The sequence below is a fragment of the Bradyrhizobium arachidis genome, assembly GCF_024758505.1.
GTDB lineage: Bacteria > Pseudomonadota > Alphaproteobacteria > Rhizobiales > Xanthobacteraceae > Bradyrhizobium > Bradyrhizobium manausense_C.
On record NZ_CP077970.1, the window covers coordinates 2,753,481 to 2,773,491 of the forward strand.

Genomic DNA, 20,011 nt, shown 5'->3' on the forward strand with positions numbered 1-20,011 from the left:
GTTGCGAGGCCGACGGTCTTCGTTGCCCCGGAATCGACAAGGTCCTCTCATTCGATCCTCGTCGGCGAGCGAGGCGACCAATCGGTATACGCGCCAAGGGTCGGCTTGCCCGTGGCCGCTGCCAGCGGAATGACGCGCGCCATGTTGTTGTAGAGAACTGAATCGCCGGAAATTAGAAGGCGCTGACCTCGCTTTTTTAAGGCCGCATCGAGATCGTCGAGCGTCTTGATCAAGGTGGGATGAGAGCACCAAGCCGAGCTTCGGGGCCACACGTCCCAACGCGCTTTGTTCGATGGCAAGCCCGGGCAGGCGCGAGAAATCCCCATCCGCAAAGCGTAGCGCGAGCGCGCAGCCCGCACTCTCGACGAGGTCCATCTCTTTCAGGTCCGCGCGTACCGCCTCGACCCACTGCCGGGCGAACTCCGCGCCACCCGGTACCAGCGTCGCGATGACAGGCGCACTGGCATCCTTCTGAGCCGGCGCGGCCGCTGGCCAGGTGGCCGCAACGCCTGCCGCAAGCCGCAGAAACGCCCGCCGCTTCATGCGTTTTCCCCCCGAATTGCCCGAACCTTGGGGCTGGTTCCATCAAATCACACGCAGCGGCCCTGGGCCAGCGCGGCCGGCCGACTTGGGCTGCACCCGCCCTCTTGATTTTTTGAGCGGCCGCTTCCCGGGCTTCGGGAAGAAGTGGTAAGTTCGACCTTATTTTTCGATTGCTACTTAAAATGATTGGATCAGCGATGGCCTGCGCTTATGGATTCTATGGCCTGTTGCGACTGATGAGTGTCGGGCTGGCCTACCTCACGGTTTCTCACGATCAACCGCCGCGCAATCTCGAAGCGGCCTGGCAGGTGCTGGCGCCTTGCGCCGAGACCGTCTCGTTCGACGGCGCCTGGACGCTCTCGCTGAATGAGAGCGGCAGTGCCATCGTCAACAGCGATCGGCACGCGCAGCGGCTGCAGGGGCATTGGGAGCTGCTCGATGCGAAGGCGCAATCCTATCGCATCGACGTGCTGGCCTTCGGCAACGACTTCGTCGTCGTGCCCACGGCCGCCGGTTGCCTGCTTGGGTCGGGTACCCTGCACAAGGTCGATCTGCGGCAGAGCTGGTTCACGCGCGACAAGCGCGACGGCGGAGATCTCGTCGCCTCGGTGTCGCGCCCGCATGTGACAATGAAGTAGCTGTCCATCCGCCTGGCAGTCGGCCACAATCGCAGGCCAGAACATTGCCGGCGGCGGTCGGTGCCGATTGGCGCCGGCTCTCGCGCGCTTTGTGCGCTGCACGCAGGATCCGGGCCCCCATCAAGGCTTTGACTCAGCGCAAAGAAGCCCGATCATGGCGTGCGAGCTTTCTTCCAAACGATACGTCAGACAGGGAGTAAGGCGATGAGTATCTGGAAAACAGCAATAGCCTGTACGCTGGCGGGTGCCGTCACGGTCGGTCAGCTGGAGCAGGCCGCGGCGGCGCCGATGCCGACCAATGTCGCGGCGATGAAGGCGGCAGTTGCCGACGACACCACTCAGGTGTACTGGCGCGGCGGCGGCTGGGGATGGGGCATTGGAGCCCTTGCGGCCGGCGCCATCATCGGCGGTGCCATCGCCAGCGCGCCCTATGCCTACGGCTACGGATATCCCTACGGCGGCTATGGCTACGCGCCGGCCTATTACGGTTACGGCTACGGTCCCAGCTACGGCTATGGCTACGGCCCGTCCTATGGCTACGCGCCATATTACGGCTATCGCCGCTACTATCGTCCCTATTACGGATATGCCCGTCCGTATTACGGAGCCCGCTACGGCTACTATCGGCCGTACCGTCCCTACTACTATCGCCGCTATTGGTGATCCCGGCCGTCGCAGGAGGCATGCATGCCAAGTCAGGCGCATTTCTATCTGAACTGGGCCAAGGAGCGGATTGACGAGATGGACGCCATGCTCGGCACGCTGGAGAGCAGGATGAGCCAGCTCACGGCTGACGCGCGCGCCGCGACGGACAAGGCCGTCGCGGACCTGCGCAGTCGGCGCGAAGCGTTCTTCGGCGAGATGAAGAAGCAGAGCGAGGCGGGCGAGGCCGCGTGGGCGCAAGCCAAGCAGCAGCTCGACACGCAATGGACGAACTTCCAGAGCGAGGCCAACAAGTCTCTCGAGAAAGCAGTGCAGCAGGCCAAGCAGCAGCAGGTTGCTTTCGAGGAGATCGCGGCGGCGCAGGTCAAGGCGTGGCGGGAGGCGGCGGAAAAATTCCAGGCGTCATCCGCCGAATTCGCCGCCGATCGTCGCGCCAAGATGGAAGCGAGCGCCGAGGAAATGAAGGCGGGCGCTTCGGCTGCGGAAGCAAGGCTCCAGGAACTGGCGAAGGCCGGTGCGGCTTCCTGGAGCGCGTGGAGCACGGCGCTCTCGGAGTCGCGTGCGGCGTTCGACCGCGCCAATCAGGCGGCGTGGGACTCGTTCAAGCGGTCGTCGGGTCAGTAGTTCTCGCACTCATAGCGAGAGCCAGACGATTGCCGCCATGCACGCCAGTTGCGTGAGCACGATGACGGCGAGATGCAGCGGGCCGGCCTGAAGATTTGGCCCGCGCATCTCGCCGCGCTCCCTTTAGTTCGAACCGGCGGCGGCCGCAGTGAAGCTGCGGTCGACGGCTTTGTTGACGTCCAGCGTCTTCGGCAAAATGCCGTAGCGCGTGGCGCGGTCGGAAGCCGCCTGGATCTCCTTCACCACGCTTTCGTCGATGACGATCGGGCTGGTGCGCTGTGCGGTGTAGGCGGATAGCAGCACGTCCTCAGGCAGCTTGGTCAGCTCGGCCGTGTTCTTGGCGTATTCGCTGAAGTGATCGAGCGACCAGAGCCGCGCCTTGCTCAGCCGCTGCACCAGGTCCTGCACGGCGGCGCGCTTGCTGGCGATGGCGCTGTCGGATGCCACGATGAAGGTGACGGTCGGCGTCAATCCTTCGCCATCGGCGATCACGCGTGCCTTGTCCCTCAGTGTCGCGAATGAGACGTAGGGCTCCCACACCGCCCAGGCATCGATCGAGCCGGCGACGAGCGCGATCTTGGCGTCGACCGGGCCGAGCGGCGCGAACGTCGCGTCCTCGAGCTTGATCTGTGCCTTTTCCAGCGTCGCGTCGATCAAAAACTGGCCCCAGCCGCCGCGTGTGCCGGCAAGGCGCTTACCCCTAAGGTCCGCCGCCGACTTGATCGGCGAATCCGCGCGCACGAGAATGGCCTGCGTCTTCGCGTCCGATCGCGTGCCGCCGATCGCCTTGATCGGCGCGCCCGCCGCATAGACCGACAGGAAGGAAAGATCGCCGGTGTAGCCGACGTCGAGCGCGCCGGCGTTCAGCGCCTCCAGGATCGGCGCGGCCGCCGGGAATTCCGACCATTCGATCCTGTAGGGCAGGTCCTTGGCCAGACCGGAGATGTCGAGCAGCGAGCGGTTGCCGCCCTTCTGGTCGCCGACGCGCAGCACGATCTGGTCGGCGCCGAGCGCGGCCGCAGCCGAAGACAGCGTGACGGCGGCGGCAAGGAGCGAAGCGGCCAGTCGGCGGGTGATGGAACGACCGCGAAAATCCAAGTTGATGCTCATTCGATGTTTCTTGTTTCTTCCTGATGCTCACGACGCGTGAGCCAACGATTCAGTGGATGAAGGAGTCTACGAGCGCGCGAAGTGCAGTCAATGAAATGAAAAACCGTATTGCGCGCGCAGAAGACAAGGACGCTTCATCAAAGCGACGTCTGCGAGAAGACGAATGCGCAGCGTCGAATCTGCTTCAACGTTGTGCAGATGGTTTCCGCTGTCGCGCGGCTTGTCGCATGATTGCGCGCAAAAAATCGTTTCGTCGTTCCCGCGCGCGAAGATGGAGAGAACGTCTGCGCTACGCGCAACATTCGAAATTCCATTTCATTGACGATGCCGCACGCGCGCCGCATGATTTGCCGCATCGCAATCGAGTGGCGAGCAATCGCTCTCGGAAGGATTTTATCCAAACGCAGCTCCGCACGGAACATGCGCAACGCCTGCCGTTGCGCGAACGGCGGAGCCATGCCTCAACGCGGAGTCGGCAAGAATGAGTAATCAGGGCGAGCACGGCGGATCGAAGCTCGATCGGCGCCATCTGCTCCAGGCGGGCCTGGCGGCTGCCTTCGCTGCGCCGCTTGGCGCGCTGGGTGCGCAGGCCTTTGCGCCGCGCGCGATCGCGCCCGGGATCGATTTCTCGGAATTCCCGTTGTGCCAGACCGCGTCCGACGCTCCCGCGCTCACCGGCGCGCCGCGTAAGCTCAAACTGTCGTGGAACGCAGGCGCCGTCTGCCTTGCACCGGTTCCAGTCGCAATCGATCAGGGCTTCTTCAAGAAGCACAATCTCGACGTCGAGCTCGTCAACTATTCCGGCTCGACCGATCAGCTCCTGGAAGCGATTGCAACGGGAAAGAGCGACGCCGGCCTCGGCATGGCGCTGCGCTGGCTCAAGCCGCTGGAGCAGGGCTTTGACGTCAAGATCGCTGCCGGCACCCATGGCGGCTGCATGCGGGTGCTGACGCGCAACGGCTCCGGCGTCGACAAGCTCGCCGACCTCAAGGGCAAGATCGTCGCGGTCGGCGATCTCGCCGGCCCCGACAAGAATTTCTTCTCGATCCAGCTCGCAAAGCTCGGTATCGACCCGAACAAGGACGTCGACTGGCGCGCCTATCCCGGCAACCTCCTCAACGTCGCCGTGGAGAAGGGCGAGGTGCAGGCGTTCCTGTCGTCCGATCCGCTCGCCTATCTCTGGCTCAAGGATGTCCAGTACAAAGAGGTCGCCTCCAACCTCGACGGCGAATACCGCGACAAGAGCTGCTGCATCCTGGGCCTGCGCGGCAGCCTCGTGCGTGAGGAGCCGCAGGTGGCGCGCGCGATCACGCAGGCGCTGCTGGATGCCGCGATGTACAGCTCACAGAATCCGGAAGCCGCGGCAAAGTCGTTCCAGCCCTATGCGCCGAAGACGGCGACGCTCGCCGATCTCGAGGGCATGGTGCGCTACCACACCCACCATCATCATCCCGTCGGCGAAGTCTTGAAGCGCGAGCTCAAGGCCTATGCCGACGATCTGAAGAGTGTCTCGGTCTTCAAGCAAAACACCGACACCGCCAAATTTGCGGAGCGCATCTATGTCGACGTATTCGCTGTCTGACGGCCTCGCGTCTGGCGCGCCGCGGGTCGCGCGCGCGCCGGCCTTGGCCGACTGGGTGAGGGAATCTGGGGCGGGCATCGCGGCGAGCGTTGCCTGGATCGCCTTTGGCCTGTCATGCTTGTGGTGGGAGGATGTCGGCGACTGGTCACGAACCCATTCGCTCGGCATAGCCGCATTCGTCATCGCGGCGCTCGCGCTGTTCGGCACCGTTGGGGCGGACTATCTCGGTTCTGCCGGATCAGGTTTGCGCAAGCGCGCGCCGTGGCTGCTCGCACTGGGCGCATTCCTGACGGTGTGGGAACTCGCCACCGCAAAATTCGCGTGGCTGCCGCTGCCGTTCTTTCCGCCGCCGCAGGCGATCATCGAGGTCTACACCGACGACCTGCCAAAGCTGCTCGACAGCGTCTTTGCCTCAGTGAAGCTGCAACTCGGCGGCTATCTGATCGGCGCGACGGTCGGCTTCCTCACCGGCGTCTCGATCGGCTGGTCGCGCGCGGTCGGCTATTGGGTGCATCCGGTACTGCGCTTCATCGGCCCTCTGCCGGCGACCGCGTGGCTGCCGATCGCGTTCTTCACGTTCCCGTCGAGCTGGAGCGCCTCGACCTTCCTGATCGCACTCGCAACCGGCTTTCCCGTGACGGTGTTGACGTGGTCGGGCGTCGCGAGCGTCAGCAATGCCTACTACGACGTCGCACGCACGCTGGGGGCAAAACCGTCCTTCCTGGTGCTGAAGGTCGCGATCCCCGCAGCACTGCCGCATGTCTTCGTCGGCCTGTTCATGGGGCTCGGCTCATCCTTTGCCGTGCTTGTCGTCGCCGAGATGATCGGCGTCAAGGCCGGGCTCGGCTGGTACCTGCAATGGGCACAAGGCTGGGCCGCCTATTCCAACATGTATGCCGCGCTGATCGTGATGTCGCTGCTCTGCTCGGGCGCGATCACGCTGCTCTTCACCATCCGCGACCGCCTGCTGGTCTGGCAGAAGGGGACTGTCAAATGGTAGCCACTGCTACTGCCGAGGCGATTGATTACTCGTCGGCCGGCGCCGCGCTCGACATCGAGCAGCTCAGTCACGCCTTCGACATCGACGGCGCCGAGCTGCCGGTGCTCAGCGACGTCAGCATCGCGGTCGAGCCCGGCGAGTTCGTCGCCTTGCTCGGGCCGTCCGGCTGCGGCAAGTCCACGCTGCTGCGGCTTGTCGCGGGTCTGGAGAAGCCGCGCGCAGGCGCCTTGCGCGAGGACGAGGTCCGCATCACGCGCCCGCATCCCTCCCGCGTCGTCGTGTTCCAGGATCCGACGCTGTTTCCCTGGCGCTCGGTCTGGGACAACGTCGCACTCGGACTGGAGGCGCAGGGCATCTTGAAGAGCCAGCGGCAGCGGGTCGATGCCGCGCTCGATTTGGTCGGGTTGTCCGCGTTCCGCAATGCCTATCCGCACCAGCTCTCGGGCGGCATGGCGCAGCGCGTGGCGCTGGCGCGTGCGCTGGTGAACGACCCAAAGATCCTGATCCTGGACGAGCCACTCGGAAAGCTCGATTCCTTGACCCGGATTTCCATGCAGGCGGAGATCGTCTCGCTGTGGCAGCGCAAGAGCTTCACCACGTTGCTGGTCACCCATGACGTCGAGGAGGCGTTGTTCCTCGCCAACCGCGTCATCGTGTTCAGCGAGCGTCCGGCGCGGATCAAGGCCGACATCCGGGTCGACCGGCCCCATCCGCGCCATCGCGGCGATCCCTATCTTGCGGATTTGCGCCGCCAGATCCTCGGGCTGTTGGGGCTCGACGCCACATGGTGACCTCTGCAGTCAGGGGGCGCACGGCCCCGAGCGAGCCTGATTACATCGCACGTGCCGAGGCGCTTGCCGAGGGCTTTGCCGCACGTGCAGCCGAACACGACCGCGCCGGCAGCTTTCCTTTCCAAAATTTTCGCGAGCTGTCCGAGGCCGGCCTGCTGTCGCTGACGGTGCCGGCTGCGCTGGGCGGTGCAGGGGCGGGCGCCCGCTATGCGACGCGCATCATCGGCATCATCGGTAAGGCCGACGCGTCGACGGCGCTGGTGCTGTCGATGCATTACATCAACCATCTCGTGATGGCGCGCAGTTCCACCTGGTCCGCCCGGCTTTCGCGCAAGCTCGCCCGCGAAACCGTGGAAGGCCTCGCGCTCATCAACGCGCTACGTGTCGAACCCGAGCTCGGCTCGCCCGCCCGGGGCGGATTGCCGGCGACGATCGCCCGGCGCACGGAGACCGGCTGGCGCCTCACCGGCCGCAAGATCTATTCAACGGGCGCGCCGATCCTGAAATGGTACGCAGTCTGGGCCAGGACCGACGAGGCGGAACCGCGTGTCGGCCAGTTCCTCGTACCGGCGGGCCTACCGGGCACGCGCATCGTCGAGAACTGGGATCACCTCGGCCTGCGCGCCAGCGGCAGCCATGATGTCGTGTTCGACGATGTCGTCATTCCGCTCGACTCCGAGATCGACGTCCGCAGACCCGAAGACTGGCGGGCGCCTGACGCCACGCAGGCGACCGTCCATACCGTCTTCATCGCGGCGCTCTATGACGGTGTCGCGCGCGCCGCGCGCGACTGGCTGATCCACTTTCTTAGGGCTCGCGTGCCCGCAAATCTCGGCGCGCCGCTGGCAACGCTGCCGCGCGTGCAGGAGATTCTTGGCGCGATCGAGGCGCGGCTCGCCGTGAACGCCCGCCTCATCGACAGCTTCGCCGGCGATCTCGACGACGGTGTCGAGCTGTCGCCCGGCGAATCCAACGCGATCAAGCTCACCGTCACCAACAACGCCGTCGCCGTGGTCGAGGACGCCCTGTCGCTGACCAGCAACCACGGGCTCACCCGCGCCAATCCGCTGGAGCGCCATCTTCGCGACGTGCTGTGCGGCCGGGTGCACACGCCGCAGGACGATTCGACGCGCATCGGCCTCGGCCGTGCCGCATTGGGACTTTGAAGACAGACCAGCCAGGGAGACCACGATGTCGATCGAATTCATCGGCTTTATCAGCAACAACAATTCGTCGGAGACGATCGTCCGCGAGGGGCCGGTCCTCAACCCCACTCATATCGAGACCGTGGCCAAGGCCCACGAGAATGCCGGCTTTGATCGCGCGCTGCTGGCGTTCCATTCGACCACGCCCGATGCCCTTCAGGTCGCCCAGCACGTGCTCAACGTGACTGATAGCCTCAACGTGCTGATCGCGCAGCGGCCCGGTTTCACCGCGCCGACGCTGCTGGCGCGGCAGTTCGCAACGCTCGACCAGTTCTCGCGCGGCCGTGTCGCACTGCACGTCATCACCGGCGGCAATGCGACAGAGCTTCGGCAGGACGGAAACACTCTCGACGACAAGGACGAGCGCTACGCCCGCACCAGCGAATTTTTGGATGTGGTCCGGCTGGAATGGACCAGCGACAAGCCCTTCACTTACAAGGGCCGGTATTACCAGGTCGAGAACGGATTTTCCCAAGTGAAGCCGTATCGCCCCGAGGGCATCCGCATCTATTTGGGCGGCGCGTCCGAGGCCGCGATCGAGGCCGCCGGCCGGCACGCCGACACCTTTGCGCTCTGGGGCGAGTCCTACGCGCAAGTGCGCGACGTCACCTCGCGCGTCCACAATGCCGCGATCCGGCAGGGACGGCCGACGCCGCGCTTTTCTCTCTCGGTACGACCGATCATTGCGCCGACGGAAAAGCAGGCCTGGGAGAAGGCTGAGGCGATCCTCGCGCGTGCCACCGAGCTCCAGGACAAGACCGGCTACCGCAAGCCGGCCGACGGTCACGCCACCGCAGGCGCGCGCCGCCTGCTCGCGCTCGCCGACCAGGGCAGCCGGATCGACAAGCGGCTCTGGACCGAGATCGCAAAACTCACCGGCGCCAACAGCAACACCACGGCCCTCGTCGGCACGCCCGAGCAGGTCGCCGAAATCTTCGGCGACTACTACGATCTCGGCATCACCCATTTCCTGATCCGCGGCTTCGATCCGCTGATCGACACCATCGAATACGGCCGCGAGTTGATCCCGCTGACGCGCAAGCTGATCGCCGAACGTCAGGTGGCGCGCGGCGAGGCCGCGGAATGATCCGGCTCATGCTGGCAGGCGCGCTGCTGTTCGGATCGATCGATCTTGCAGCAGCGCAGACGACCCTTCGCGTCGGCGACCAGAAGGGCAATGCGCAGGCCGTGATGGAGGCGGCCGGCGTCCTCAAGGACATCCCCTACAAGATCGAGTGGAAGGAGTTTCCGGCGGCAGCTCCGCTTCTGGAAGCACTGAGCGCCGGCGCAATCGAGACCGGTCTCGTCGGCGATGCGCCCTTCACCTTCGCCGCTGCCTCGGGCGCACCGGTGAAGGCGATCGCCGCCATCAGGCAGACCCGCGAGGGGCTTGCCATCCTCGTGCCAGAGAATTCCCCGGTCAAAACCTTCGACGATCTCCGCGGCAAGAAGATCGCGACGGGCCGCGGCTCGATCGGCCATCAACTGATCCTCGCCGCGCTGGAGAAAAAGGGCTGGGCCGCAAGCGACGTGCAGATCGCCTTCCTTGCGCCCTCGGACGCCAAGATCGCCTACACCCAAGGATCGGTCGATGCATGGTCGACCTGGGAGCCCTATGTCAGCCAGGAGGAGGTGCTGTTCAAGTCGCGCCGCATCATCACCTCGGAAGGCCTGACGCCGGGCCTGAGCTTTCAGGTGGCGCGGCCCGACGCGATCAGGGACAAGCGCAGCGAACTGACCGACTTCATCCGCCGCCTCACCGCCGCCCGCGCTTGGTTGCTCACCAACGTGAACAGCTATGCCGAGACCTGGGGCAGGTTGATGAACATTCCGACGGCCGTGCCGCTGAACTGGCTGTCGCGCGCAAAGATCCGCATCGCGCCGATCGACGACAGCGTGGTCGTGGACGAGCAGAGCACGATCGACCTCTATTTCCGCTGGGGTCTGATCAAGCAAAAACTCGACGCGGCAGAGATCGTCGACCGCTCCTTTTCAGATGCCATCGCGAAGGGTGGCTCGTAAGCCACTCTCTCGTGTCCCGGACGCGGTGCAGCGTGAAACGCTGCACCGCTGAGCCGGGACCCATGCCACGCAGAATGATCTCGGTTGGATGGGCCCCGGCTCAACAGCGCCACTGCGTGATGCGCTGCGTCCGGGGCACGAATCTTCACGAACTCATCAAGCGCGCGTGAGGTCGGAACGAGGTTTCCAGCCGGTCGCCATCCCTGACACGTTCCTTCTGCATTTCCTGTGCGCGACGACAGCTCCATTACTATTTGCACCACCTCCCTTGCGGCGCGCGCCATCCCGGCAAAAATCAAACAGGCGACCACATCGGGAGATCCGGCCATGGGCCTGCAAGAAACAAAAATCGAATCGCTTCCCTTCGTCACCGCTGAACTCAACTATCTCGCGCCAACTCCAGGCAAGCCGCGCACCTACGCGTTCGATCCGCCGCCGGGCGAGCCGAAAAGCACGTCGCTGCCCGAGCCGCACCAGGTGCCGATCTTCGACGCGCGCCTGATTGCCGACAGCGTCTCACTCGACCGCGAAGGCTTTGCGCTGGTGCGTTACCCGACCCGGATAAAGGACTTCTACAACGACGAAGAGGTGAGGGCGGTCTATTATCCCGCCGTCGAAGCCTTCCTCAGGGCGACGCTGAAGGCCGATCGTGTGTTCATTTTCGATCACACCGTGCGCAGGCGCGTCGAGGGTGGGGCCGATATCCGCGGCGCCGGTCCGCGCCAGCCCGCGACGCGCGTCCATGTCGACCAGACCGTCGTCTCCGGCGCGAACCGCGTACGTGAACATCTGCCCGATGAAGCCGAGGAGCTCTTGAAGGGTCGCGTGCAGGTGATCAATCTCTGGCGTCCTATCCGTGGGCCGTTGCGGGACTCGCCGCTGGCGATGGCCGACGGCACGACGGTCGCGCCGGAGGATCTCGTCGCCTCCGACCTGATCTATCCGAACCGGAGCGGCGAGACCTATTCGGTCAAATACAATCCCAATCACCGCTGGTTCTATTTCCCCGAGATGACGCCAGACGAGGCGCTGTTGCTGAAGTGCTACGACTCGGCAACCGACGGCCGCACCCGCTTTGGGCCGCACACCGCCTTTGTCGACCCGACCACTCCCACTGACGCCGCCCCGCGCGAGAGTATCGAGCTGCGCACGCTGGTATTCCACAAACCGTAACAATCTTTGATGGACCTGCCGGGATCAATCCCGGCAGGGTCTTTGGAACTTCCCGGAACCGCGGACGTTTGCAGCGCCGGGCAGGGCAACCCGGGAGGGGTGCCGTGCGAGCGCTGACGATGTTATCTGTCTGTGTTGCTATTTTTTCTCTAGCCGTCGTTTCTTTTGCGCATGCCGAAAGCGGCCTTGCCTCATATTACGGATACGGAAAAACCGGCAAGAACGGTGAGCTGACCTGTGCCCACCGCACGCGTCCGTTCGGCAGCGTGCTCAAGGTGTCCTACGGCAGCCGCTCGATTCAATGTCGGGTCAATGATCGTGGTCCCTTCATCCGTGGCCGCATCGTCGATCTCTCGGTCCCCGCCGCCCGCGCGCTCGGCATGATGAGCGCCGGCGTGGTCCGCGTCTCGGTGGATTAGGCCTGCAGGCGCGCTATAGTGCCGCCCAAACCAAGGGGCGAGGGCGCGATGGCAAGGATCAGGGTGGGGCTCGTGGGCTGCGGCTTCGTGTCGGAGCTGCACATGTATGCCTACAAGCGCGTCTACGGTGTTGATGTCGAGGTGAGAGCTGTGGCCGCACGGGGCGATCATGTCGTCGCATTCGCGCGCCACCACCAGATTTCAACCGTCTACCGCAGCTTTCGCGACCTGATTGCCGACGCCGAGATCGACATCGTCGACATCTGCACGCCGCCTAATCTCCATACCTCGATGATCGTCGAGGCCATGCAGGCCGGCAAGCACGTCATCTGCGAAAAACCGTTTGCCGGTTATTTCGGCCGCGAGAGCGACAAGCAGCCGATCGGCAGGCACGTGCCCAAGGCGCAGATGTACCGGCATGTGCTGGAGGAGATGGACGCGACCCGCGCCGCAATCGAGCGAAGCGGCAAGCTTTTCATGTACGCCGAGGACTGGGTCTATGCCCCGGCCGTGACCAAGACCGCCGAGATCATCAAGGCGACCAAGGACAAGATTTTGTTCATGAAGGGCGAGGAGAGCCACTCCGGCTCGCACGCGGCCCACGCCGCGCAATGGGCGATGACCGGCGGCGGCTCGCTGATCCGCATGGGCTGTCACCCGCTGTCGGCGGTGCTCTATCTCAAGCAGGTCGAGGCCAAGGCGCGTGGCGAGACCATCCGCGTCGCCAGCGTGACCTGCGACGTCGGCAATGTCACCGCGAGCCTCAAGCCGGAGGAGCGTAGCTATGTCAAGGCCAATCCGGTCGACGTCGAGGATTGGGGCACGTTGACCGCGACCTTCTCCGACGGCACCAAGGCCACGATCTTCTCCGGCGACATGATCATGGGCGGCGTGCGCAATTTGATCGAGACCTTCACCTCTGGCGGCGCGCTGTTCGCCAACATCACACCGAACACCCATCTCGTCAGCTACCAGACCTCTGAGGAGAAGCTGGCCTCGGTCTACATCACCGAAAAGGTCGACCGCAAAACCGGCTGGCAATATGTCTGCCTCGAGGAGGAATGGACGCGCGGCTATTTGCAGGAAATCCAGGATTTTATGGAATGCGCCGCGACCGGGCGGCAGCCGCTGTCGGACCTCGCGCTCGCTTATGAGACGATCAAGGTCAACTATGCCGGCTATTGGGCCGCGGAGGAGGGCAGGCGCGTGACGCTGTGAGCCGTGTGTGTGATATGCTGTCCGCCATTAGACCAGCGCCACACGAATCGAGTCCGTCGCCGATGATCGAGACACCGCCGCCGATTGCCACGCAAGCCTTCACCGATGCCGATGCGGCCGTTTCCCGGCTCGAGGAGATCTACGACCGCAACACGCAGTTCCTGCGAGACCGTTTCGAGGCCTATCTCAACGGCCAGGCCTTCGCCAACCATGTACGCGCCTGCTATCCCTTCGTCAGGATGACGACCGCGACTCATGCGCGGCTGGATTCGCGTCTCTCCTACGGTTTTGTCGCAGGGCCGGGTGTGCACGAGACCAGCGTGACGCGGCCGGATCTGTTCCGGTCCTATCTCACCGAGCAGATGCGCCTCTTGATCGAGAACCATGGCGTGCCGGTCGAGATCGGCGAGTCCAGCGAGCCGATCCCGGTGCATTTCGCCTACCGGCGCGACATCAACATCGAAGCGGCGCTCACCAATGACGCCGTCGGCATGCGGACGCTGCGCGACGTGTTCGATACGCCCAACCTCGCGACGATGAACGATTCGATCGCCGACGGCACGATCGAGCTGCCGCCGGGGGTGCCCGAGCCGCTGTCGCTGTTCCCCGCGGCGCGCGTCGATTATTCGCTGCGCCGGCTCTATCACTACACCGGCACTGATCCCGAGCACTTCCAGAATTTCGTGATCTTCACCAACTACCAGTTCTACGTCGATGCCTTCGTGCAACTGTGCCAGCAGCGGCTGGCGTCGGGCGAAGCCGGCCTCGATGCCTTCGTGGCGCCCGGAAACGTCGTCACGAACAGCGCGCGGCTCGGTGGCGGCACGGTCGGGACTGCGCCGGCGCGCGCCCCGCAGATGCCGGCCTATCATCTGATGCAACCGAACTATCGCGGCATCACGCTGATCAATATCGGGATCGGTCCCTCCAATGCGCGCAATGTCACGGATCACGTCGCAGTGCTACGACCGCATGCCTGGCTGATGATTGGTCATTGCGCGGGCTTGAGGAACACCCAGCGGCTCGGCGACTACGTGCTGGCGCATGGCTACGTCCGCGAGGACCACGTCCTCGACCATGAGCTGCCGCCCTGGGTGCCGATTCCGGCGCTGGCGGAGGTGCAGGTCGCGCTCGAGGAAGCCGTCGGCGAGGTCACCGGGCTCGAAGGATTCGAGCTGAAGCGGGTGATGCGCACCGGAACGGTTGCGAGCGTCGACAATCGCAATTGGGAGATTGCGGGACCCTCCGTCATCCGCCGCCTGTCACAGTCGCGCGCGGTGGCACTCGACATGGAATCGGCCGCGATCGCGGCCAACGGCTACCGCTTCCGCGTGCCTTACGGCACGCTGCTCTGCGTCTCGGACAAGCCGCTGCATGGCGAGATCAAGCTGGCCGGCATGGCCAGCGAGTTCTATCGCCAGCGCGTCGGCCAGCATCTCGAGATCGGCCTGAAGGCGCTGGAGCGACTCAAGCAGCAGGAATCGGAGCGCCTGCATTCGCGCAAGCTCCGCAGTTTTGCCGAGGTCGCGTTTCAGTGAGACGTGATTCTTCCTTCTCCCCTTGTGGGAGAAGGTGGCGCGCAGCGCCGGATGAGGGGTTTTATCCTCGAGTTGGATTGCGAGAGGTCGTGCTTGGAGAGAGACCCCTCACCCGTCTCGCCGCTATCGCGGCGAGCCACCCTCTCCTGCAAGGGGAGAGGGGAAAACAGCAGCCTACGCTGCGTAGACCGACGATTTCGGCAGCGGGAACACCGGCGCCTGCGTCTGGATATTGGTCGGCCAGACCACGGAGATGTGCTCGCCCGCGTTCTGCATCACGACCGGCGTCGAGCGCTCGTTCTGGCCGGACAGCGGCGTGCCCGGCGGGAAGAATTTGACCCCGTAGCCCTGGATCGTGCCGCCCGCGGGAATGTCGACGTCGAGCGCGGCTTTGCGAATGGCTTCGGGCTCGAAGCTGCCATACTTCTCCTTGGCCACGGGCAGCACGTTGTTCAGCAATACCCAGGTCTGGTTGAAACCCATCGAGCAATGCGGCGGCACGTCGGTCGCGCCGGTCTTGGCCTGATAGCGCGAGACCATGGTCTTGATCAGATCGCCCATGCCCGGCGCGAGTTTTGCGGGATCGAGCAATTGCGCGGGCACCGGATCGATGTTGCAGAAATTGTCGATGTCTGCACCGAACGTTGCGCGCAGCTTGTCGAGCTGGCTGTAGCCCGCTCCGGCGCCGAACAGCATCTTGAAGCGGAGCCCGCTCTCGCGCGCCTGACGCAGGAACAGCGTGATGTCGGGGTTGTAGCCGGCATGCGAGATCACATCGGCCTTGGCGCGCTTGATCTTGGTGACCAGCACGGAGAGGTCCGGCGCCGAGGCCGAATAGCCTTCGCGCAGCACGACCTGGAGCCCAGCCTGCTTGGCATAGGCTTCGTCCGCCGCGGCGACGCCGACGCCATAAGGACCGTCCTCGTGGATCAATGCGATCTTGACGTCCTTGGCATCCATGCCGAGCTTGGCCTGCGCGTGCTCGCTCATGAAGCCTGCAAAGGCCTGGCCGTACTGGTCGGAGTGGATTTGTGCACGGAAGACGTATTGCAGGTTCTTGTCCTTGAACACGGCGGTCGAGACTGCGGTCGTGATCCAGAGGATTTTCTTCTGCTGCTCGACCTTGGCCGCGAGCGGCACCGCATGTGCGCTCGCATAGACGCCGAGGATGATGTCGACCTTTTCCTGGTTGATCAGGCGTTCGGACTCGTTGATCGCGACGTCGGGCTTGCTCTGAGAATCGGCGGCGACGGGAGAGACCTTGTACTTGCTGCCGATGCCGCCCCTCTCGTTGACGAGATCGATGGCGATCTGTGCGCCGATCGAGGAGGCCACCGAACCGCCGGCCGCGAACGGACCGGTCAGGTCGTAGATCACGCCGACGCGCACCGTCTCGGCCTGGGCCTGCGCGCGCGTCCAATCGAAGGTGAGGGCGGCTGCGGCCGCGGCGGAAGTCTTCAGCAGCGTTCTGCGTGACGTCGGCATCGTGTCCTCCCACTGAACCGTCGTTTCGGACCGGCAACTTCTGCGCTTTTTGCGAAGTATCCAGAGGGAGGATTTGAAAGTCAACATGCGCCGGCCTAGGCGATTTGGCTAACTCGCCTATGCTGCGCGTTGGCGAACCTCACCACCGGCTTCTCGATCGTCGACAAGGAGAATTTTCCGCTCGCGGCCTGGCGTGTCTACGACAGCGCCGCCGAGGTCTTTACCGCCATCGGTGACGCCGAGCGGGTGGCCACCTATCGCGGTCCGTTTCGCGGAAGTGATCCGCGCGCTCGCGGAGAATCTTGCGCCCGAGGATCGCCTGCACAAATCCCTGATGGCCGCGCTTGCGACGCGGATGGCGGCCGGCGCGCGCCGCTGAGCGTGCCCCGCGGAACCATGATCGAGATCAAGGTTATGGTCGCGGGTCTTGCTATCAAGCTGCAATGAACGTCCTGCCCTTCATCCTCGCCACCGCCTCGTTGCTGGCAATTCCCGGTCCAACCAACACGCTGCTGGCCACGTCCGGAGCCGGTGTCGGCGCCGCGCGCTCGCTGCCGCTTCTGGCGGCCGAGCTTGGTGGGTATCTGCTGTCGATCATGCTTCTCCGGTCGGTCTTGGGCCCCTTCATGCAGGCCGTGCCCGTCGCGGGGATCGTGCTTCGGATCGTCGTGTCCGCTTACCTAATCTACCTCGCCTGCATGTTGTGGCGGCACGGTGCACGCGAGCTCGCCGGTCGCGTACCGGTTTCGTTTCGCCGCGTGCTGATCACGACCTTTCTGAACCCCAAGGCTGTGATTTTTGCCTTCACGCTGCTGCCGCTCCAGGTTGCAGCGATTGATCTGCTGCTTTGGCTCATCCTGCTGGCGGTTCAGATCGTGACGATCGGATCCGGCTGGATCGCGCTCGGCGCTGCGCTTGGCCGGGGACTGCAGGGCGTCGGGCGTCCCCTGCTGATCTACCGGCTCAGTGCCGTTGCGCTCGTCATGCTGGCGGGAATGATCGGCGCGCAGTCGCTGACGATGGCGTAAGCCGTGGGTCGTGCGGCGCCGGCGGTGACGCCGGCGCCTTCGTCATATCACAACGCAGAAGCCGCTCAGCCCGGCCCTGCACCTTGCGTTGCGGTGTACACGGCGTAGAGCGACTGGCTCGCAGCCATGAACAGGCGGTTGCGCTTCGGCCCGCCGAAGCAGACGTTGCCGCAAACCTCAGGCAGGCGAATGCGGCCGATCAGCTTGCCTTCCGGCGTCCACACCGTCACGCCACTGTAGCCGACGGCGCGGCCGGCATTGCTGGAGGCCCAGAGATTGCCTTGGACGTCGCAGCGCAAACCGTCCGGTCCGCACTTCACGCCGTCGACCATGCAGTCGCTGAAGCGTTTGAAGTTCGACAGCTTGTTGTCGGTGCCGACATCGGCCACGAAGATCTCGCCCTTGCCGCCTGGGCCGGTGTCGCCGGGGCCCTTGCCGGTACTGGCAATGTAGAGCTTTTTGAAGTCGGGCGAGAAGCAGAGGCCGTTCGGATCCGGCACCTGTTCCTCGGTGACGACGAGGTCGATGCGGCCAGACGGGTCGATCCGATAGCAGTTGGTCGGCAACTCGCGCTTGCCGGGCGTGAAGCCGGCCGGCTGTCCGATCCGCGGATTGAGCTTGCCGCCCGCGTTGCTCGGTCCGCCCGCGACGTCGGGCTCGCCCTCGTAGAGCTGGCCGCCATAGGGCGGATCGGTGAACCAGTAGCTGCCGTCGGGATGTGCGACGACGTCGTTGGGCGAGTTCAGCTTCTTGCCGTTGTAGGAGTCCGCCAGCACGGTCGCGGTGCCGTCATGCTCGTAGCGCGTGACCCGGCGGGTGAGGTGCTCGCAGGAGAGCTGGCGGCCCTGGAAGTCGAACGAGTTGCCGTTGGAATTGTTGGAGGGCGTGCGGAATACGCTGACGCGGCCGTCATCCTCGGTCCAGCGCATTTGCCTGTTGTTGGGAATGTCGCTCCACAAGAGATAGCGGCCTTGCGCGCTCCAGGCCGGACCTTCGGCCCACAGCAGGCCGGTATAGAGACGCTTGATCGCGGTGTTGGGTTGCGCGAGATCGTTGAAGGAGGGATCGACCGCGATGATGTCGGGATCCCAGAAGTAGGTGGTCGGCGCGCCGTTCGGCCCGAAATCGCGCGGCGGTGTGGTAATCGTCGTCGGCGGCGCGGCGGGTCCGTTTTGCGCCAGCGCTCCGCTGGCTGCTGCCACAGTGGCGCCGGCGCAGACCGCGAGCCCCTGGACAAGTCGTCGTCGTGAAAGCGCAGAATCTCGATCGCATTCTTCTTGCGGCGTCATCGCTTCCTCCCAGTTCTGTCCGCTGGCCGGTTGATCCGGCCGAGCAAGCGAAGGTTAGTCCGGTCCGCGTCCGGTTGCGAGCGCGGTGTGTCGTGTCTGCGTGAGTTGAGGTGTTGAGGTGTGCAATGCGAGACGAAGCGGTGATTTCAATTTGTCACGCGCGAGCCATCATGTTGCCAAAGTGGGCGGCAGGCGAACGCGCGTAGACCGGCGCGCGCGAGTCCGCCCGTGGGAGTGCGGCGACTTGCCCACCGGGTTGTGTGAAGCAGTTAACACAGCCTTTGCTGCGTTGCGCCTAGTCATAACGACCGGGTCCATCGGCAGGCGCAAAGGAGGCCGTCATGAGAGCGGCAGGGGTTGTCGTCATTCTGGCCATGATCGCGGGCTCGTCCTGCCGGGCCGATGAGTGCCAGAGCTTTTCCGCCAGCACCATGAAGGCGAATGGCGCGGTTGCCGTGGCCAAGTGGCGAACCGACTATCCGTCGATGCGGCCCAACCCCGGCGATTCACAGCCGTGGGAAGCCATCGATTTCCGCGCCAAGCCGGCCGACTACATGAATGCGGTGCTCGGCACCGCGAAGACATCTTTCAAGATCGTGGATCGCAAGCTCGTCGGCACCGGCCAGGAGGAGTGGTACATCTCGCAATGGCTCGACTACGGCAATTCCGGCCGCGAGCCGCTGATGGGACTGACCAAGGAGCGCAGCCCCGATGCCGGCGATCTGTCCAAGACCAATACGCGTGGCTCCCAGGTCTGGGCCGTCGGCTTCTACAACAAGCCGGGAGCCGCGGTCTTCGGGGAGATATTCTCCGATCCCTGCAATCCGTCGCTTCCGGTCGCGTTGAAATTCCCCAACGACACCGTCTCCGTCAAATTCCTGTTCACCGACGCCAAACCCGAGGAAGTCACCTACCTCCAGGGCGCACCGGAGTACGACGCCTTCATCGATCCCCCAAATCCAGGCGCCGCCAATACGCGCGTGATCCGGACGCTGCGCCTGCTCCAGGTCGACATATCCGTGAAGGACTCCGCGAACCCTCGCCGGGCACAGGAGACCGGATGGGTGTTCGGGACGTTCGTCTGGCTTGGCCCGCCGAAGGGCGACACCCTGTTCGACAATCTCGTGCCGGTGTCGCTGCAATGGGGTAACGATCCCGGCGTTTATGACACCACGATCAGTCAGGGCTGGACCAATCCCGATTTACGCGGCGTGACCTATGGCTGGGATGAGCGTCCCACCATGGGCTTCAACGGGCGCGCCAATGGGCCCGCTGACAACATCCGTTCGTCCTGCCTTTCGTGCCACGGGGCGGCACGCACGCCGCGCGCCTCGATCGGGCTGCTCGGCAGCAGCTTCAAGATGAGCGACCTCTCCGATGCCGCGAAGGTCAAGGCCCACGTCGACACCTGGTTCCAGAACATCAAGGCGGGCCAGCTCTTCCAGTCGTTCGAGCCGGCAGTATCAGCGCTCGACTATTCGCTCCAGCTCGAAGCGGCGGTGCTACGGATGTGCCAGGCTTGCCAGTTCGGCGACCTCCGCGGTCCGACGCCCAACGTCTGTCGCTCCGGAGGCTTCTACAATCGTCCGGTTTGCAACGCGCCGATCGAAGCGAGCGTCCGCGAACGGCTGCTCAGCCTCGTGCCGCCGCCGCGGCAGTAGCGCCACCGTCGGGAGACGTCGA

At 64.5% G+C, this 20,011-nt stretch carries 21 protein-coding genes; 16 read left to right on the forward strand and 5 right to left on the reverse strand.

Going from position 1 to position 20,011, the window contains the following annotated elements; translation table 11 throughout:
* Positions 1-47: 47 nt before the first annotated feature.
* Positions 48-233, reverse strand: coding sequence for a hypothetical protein (locus tag KUF59_RS12180; RefSeq protein ID WP_212457199.1), 186 nt, complete (start codon positions 231-233; stop codon positions 48-50).
* Between the two features lie 507 nt (positions 234-740).
* Between KUF59_RS12180 and KUF59_RS12185 the strand changes: the two genes are divergently transcribed.
* The 3 genes from KUF59_RS12185 to KUF59_RS12195 all read left to right on the forward strand — a co-directional run bounded on the left by KUF59_RS12185 (position 741) and on the right by KUF59_RS12195 (position 2,468).
* Positions 741-1,181, forward strand: a complete 441-nt coding sequence (locus KUF59_RS12185; protein ID WP_212457198.1) for a hypothetical protein — start codon at positions 741-743, stop codon at positions 1,179-1,181.
* A 204-nt stretch (positions 1,182-1,385) separates the two neighbouring features.
* Positions 1,386-1,844, forward strand: coding sequence for a hypothetical protein (locus tag KUF59_RS12190; RefSeq protein ID WP_212457197.1), 459 nt, complete (start codon positions 1,386-1,388; stop codon positions 1,842-1,844).
* 24 nt (positions 1,845-1,868) lie between these two features.
* Positions 1,869-2,468 carry a sll1863 family stress response protein gene (locus tag KUF59_RS12195; RefSeq protein WP_212457196.1) on the forward strand — a complete coding sequence of 200 codons (600 nt, stop codon included), beginning with the start codon at positions 1,869-1,871 and terminating at the stop codon, positions 2,466-2,468.
* A gap of 123 nt (positions 2,469-2,591) precedes the next feature.
* Here KUF59_RS12195 and KUF59_RS12200 read toward each other — a convergent pair whose 3' ends face one another.
* Both KUF59_RS12200 and KUF59_RS12205 read right to left on the reverse strand, forming a co-directional pair.
* Complete coding sequence (locus tag KUF59_RS12200) at positions 2,592-3,578, reverse strand: ABC transporter substrate-binding protein (protein ID WP_212457195.1); 987 nt, start codon at positions 3,576-3,578, stop codon at positions 2,592-2,594.
* Between the two features lie 137 nt (positions 3,579-3,715).
* Positions 3,716-4,036 carry a hypothetical protein gene (locus KUF59_RS12205; protein WP_212457194.1) on the reverse strand — a complete coding sequence of 107 codons (321 nt, stop codon included), beginning with the start codon at positions 4,034-4,036 and terminating at the stop codon, positions 3,716-3,718.
* Between the two features lie 23 nt (positions 4,037-4,059).
* Here KUF59_RS12205 and KUF59_RS12210 point away from each other — a divergent pair, with 23 nt between their 5' ends.
* From KUF59_RS12210 to KUF59_RS12255, 10 genes are all read left to right on the forward strand, one after another.
* Positions 4,060-5,160, forward strand: a complete 1,101-nt coding sequence (locus KUF59_RS12210; RefSeq protein WP_212457193.1) for an ABC transporter substrate-binding protein — start codon at positions 4,060-4,062, stop codon at positions 5,158-5,160.
* Positions 5,138-6,160: an ABC transporter permease gene (locus tag KUF59_RS12215; RefSeq protein ID WP_212457192.1), complete on the forward strand. Its 1,023-nt coding sequence runs from the start codon at positions 5,138-5,140 to the stop codon at positions 6,158-6,160. Before KUF59_RS12210 ends, KUF59_RS12215 begins: the two co-directional genes overlap by 23 nt.
* Complete coding sequence (locus tag KUF59_RS12220; protein WP_212457191.1) at positions 6,154-6,951, forward strand: ABC transporter ATP-binding protein; 798 nt, start codon at positions 6,154-6,156, stop codon at positions 6,949-6,951. The genes KUF59_RS12215 and KUF59_RS12220 overlap by 7 nt, the downstream gene beginning before the upstream one ends.
* A complete protein-coding gene (locus KUF59_RS12225; protein WP_212457190.1) occupies positions 6,945-8,117 on the forward strand; it encodes an acyl-CoA dehydrogenase family protein in 1,173 nt (390 codons plus the stop codon). The genes KUF59_RS12220 and KUF59_RS12225 overlap by 7 nt, the downstream gene beginning before the upstream one ends.
* 25 nt (positions 8,118-8,142) lie before the next feature.
* Entirely contained in the window at positions 8,143-9,243 is a 1,101-nt protein-coding gene (locus KUF59_RS12230) for an LLM class flavin-dependent oxidoreductase (protein ID WP_212457189.1), read from the forward strand.
* Positions 9,240-10,178, forward strand: coding sequence for an ABC transporter substrate-binding protein (locus KUF59_RS12235; protein WP_212457188.1), 939 nt, complete (start codon positions 9,240-9,242; stop codon positions 10,176-10,178). The genes KUF59_RS12230 and KUF59_RS12235 overlap by 4 nt, the downstream gene beginning before the upstream one ends.
* 327 nt (positions 10,179-10,505) lie before the next feature.
* Complete coding sequence (locus tag KUF59_RS12240) at positions 10,506-11,351, forward strand: CmcJ/NvfI family oxidoreductase (protein ID WP_212457187.1); 846 nt, start codon at positions 10,506-10,508, stop codon at positions 11,349-11,351.
* A gap of 104 nt (positions 11,352-11,455) precedes the next feature.
* Entirely contained in the window at positions 11,456-11,770 is a 315-nt protein-coding gene (locus KUF59_RS12245) for a septal ring lytic transglycosylase RlpA family protein (RefSeq protein ID WP_408918093.1), read from the forward strand.
* Positions 11,771-11,818: 48 nt separating this feature from the next.
* Positions 11,819-12,988 carry a Gfo/Idh/MocA family protein gene (locus tag KUF59_RS12250; protein WP_212457186.1) on the forward strand — a complete coding sequence of 390 codons (1,170 nt, stop codon included), beginning with the start codon at positions 11,819-11,821 and terminating at the stop codon, positions 12,986-12,988.
* 62 nt (positions 12,989-13,050) lie between these two features.
* The gene (locus tag KUF59_RS12255; protein WP_212457185.1) at positions 13,051-14,526 is read left to right on the forward strand and encodes an AMP nucleosidase; all 1,476 of its coding nucleotides are present in this window, start codon (positions 13,051-13,053) and stop codon (positions 14,524-14,526) included.
* A 174-nt stretch (positions 14,527-14,700) separates the two neighbouring features.
* Here KUF59_RS12255 and KUF59_RS12260 read toward each other — a convergent pair whose 3' ends face one another.
* The gene (locus KUF59_RS12260; RefSeq protein WP_212457184.1) at positions 14,701-16,011 is read right to left on the reverse strand and encodes an ABC transporter substrate-binding protein; all 1,311 of its coding nucleotides are present in this window, start codon (positions 16,009-16,011) and stop codon (positions 14,701-14,703) included.
* A gap of 129 nt (positions 16,012-16,140) precedes the next feature.
* Between KUF59_RS12260 and KUF59_RS12265 the strand changes: the two genes are divergently transcribed.
* Positions 16,141-16,458 carry a hypothetical protein gene (locus KUF59_RS12265; RefSeq protein ID WP_212457183.1) on the forward strand — a complete coding sequence of 106 codons (318 nt, stop codon included), beginning with the start codon at positions 16,141-16,143 and terminating at the stop codon, positions 16,456-16,458.
* On the forward strand, positions 16,455-17,039 hold the full coding sequence (locus KUF59_RS12270; protein WP_212457182.1) for a LysE family translocator: 585 nt from the start codon (positions 16,455-16,457) through the stop codon (positions 17,037-17,039). The genes KUF59_RS12265 and KUF59_RS12270 overlap by 4 nt, the downstream gene beginning before the upstream one ends.
* Before the next feature lie 65 nt (positions 17,040-17,104).
* On the opposite strand, the gene KUF59_RS12275 is transcribed toward KUF59_RS12270, so the two are convergent.
* On the reverse strand, positions 17,105-18,328 hold the full coding sequence (locus tag KUF59_RS12275) for an SMP-30/gluconolactonase/LRE family protein (protein ID WP_212457181.1): 1,224 nt from the start codon (positions 18,326-18,328) through the stop codon (positions 17,105-17,107).
* Positions 18,329-18,669: 341 nt separating this feature from the next.
* Between KUF59_RS12275 and KUF59_RS12280 the strand changes: the two genes are divergently transcribed.
* Positions 18,670-19,989 (forward strand): hypothetical protein, encoded by a 1,320-nt coding sequence (locus KUF59_RS12280; protein ID WP_212457180.1) that lies wholly within the window; start codon positions 18,670-18,672, stop codon positions 19,987-19,989.
* The last annotated feature ends 22 nt before the right edge of the window (positions 19,990-20,011 follow it).

Bases quoted from the DNA above. Each gene is read 5' to 3' on its own strand.
- KUF59_RS12205 (WP_212457194.1), bottom strand. From the start codon at position 4,036: ATGGCTCCGCCGTTCGCGCAACGGCAGGCGTTGCGCATGTTCCGTGCG.
- KUF59_RS12280 (WP_212457180.1), top strand. From the start codon at position 18,670: ATGAGAGCGGCAGGGGTTGTCGTCATTCTGGCCATGATCGCGGGCTCG.
- KUF59_RS12240 (WP_212457187.1), top strand. From the start codon at position 10,506: ATGGGCCTGCAAGAAACAAAAATCGAATCGCTTCCCTTCGTCACCGCT.
- KUF59_RS12260 (WP_212457184.1), bottom strand. From the start codon at position 16,011: ATGCCGACGTCACGCAGAACGCTGCTGAAGACTTCCGCCGCGGCCGCA.
- KUF59_RS12270 (WP_212457182.1), top strand. From the start codon at position 16,455: ATGAACGTCCTGCCCTTCATCCTCGCCACCGCCTCGTTGCTGGCAATT.
- KUF59_RS12250 (WP_212457186.1), top strand. From the start codon at position 11,819: ATGGCAAGGATCAGGGTGGGGCTCGTGGGCTGCGGCTTCGTGTCGGAG.
- KUF59_RS12190 (WP_212457197.1), top strand. From the start codon at position 1,386: ATGAGTATCTGGAAAACAGCAATAGCCTGTACGCTGGCGGGTGCCGTC.
- KUF59_RS12195 (WP_212457196.1), top strand. From the start codon at position 1,869: ATGCCAAGTCAGGCGCATTTCTATCTGAACTGGGCCAAGGAGCGGATT.
- KUF59_RS12230 (WP_212457189.1), top strand. From the start codon at position 8,143: ATGTCGATCGAATTCATCGGCTTTATCAGCAACAACAATTCGTCGGAG.
- KUF59_RS12255 (WP_212457185.1), top strand. From the start codon at position 13,051: ATGATCGAGACACCGCCGCCGATTGCCACGCAAGCCTTCACCGATGCC.
- KUF59_RS12235 (WP_212457188.1), top strand. From the start codon at position 9,240: ATGATCCGGCTCATGCTGGCAGGCGCGCTGCTGTTCGGATCGATCGAT.
- KUF59_RS12215 (WP_212457192.1), top strand. From the start codon at position 5,138: ATGTCGACGTATTCGCTGTCTGACGGCCTCGCGTCTGGCGCGCCGCGG.
- KUF59_RS12185 (WP_212457198.1), top strand. From the start codon at position 741: ATGGCCTGCGCTTATGGATTCTATGGCCTGTTGCGACTGATGAGTGTC.
- KUF59_RS12210 (WP_212457193.1), top strand. From the start codon at position 4,060: ATGAGTAATCAGGGCGAGCACGGCGGATCGAAGCTCGATCGGCGCCAT.
- KUF59_RS12275 (WP_212457181.1), bottom strand. From the start codon at position 18,328: ATGACGCCGCAAGAAGAATGCGATCGAGATTCTGCGCTTTCACGACGA.
- KUF59_RS12200 (WP_212457195.1), bottom strand. From the start codon at position 3,578: ATGAGCATCAACTTGGATTTTCGCGGTCGTTCCATCACCCGCCGACTG.
- KUF59_RS12220 (WP_212457191.1), top strand. From the start codon at position 6,154: ATGGTAGCCACTGCTACTGCCGAGGCGATTGATTACTCGTCGGCCGGC.
- KUF59_RS12225 (WP_212457190.1), top strand. From the start codon at position 6,945: ATGGTGACCTCTGCAGTCAGGGGGCGCACGGCCCCGAGCGAGCCTGAT.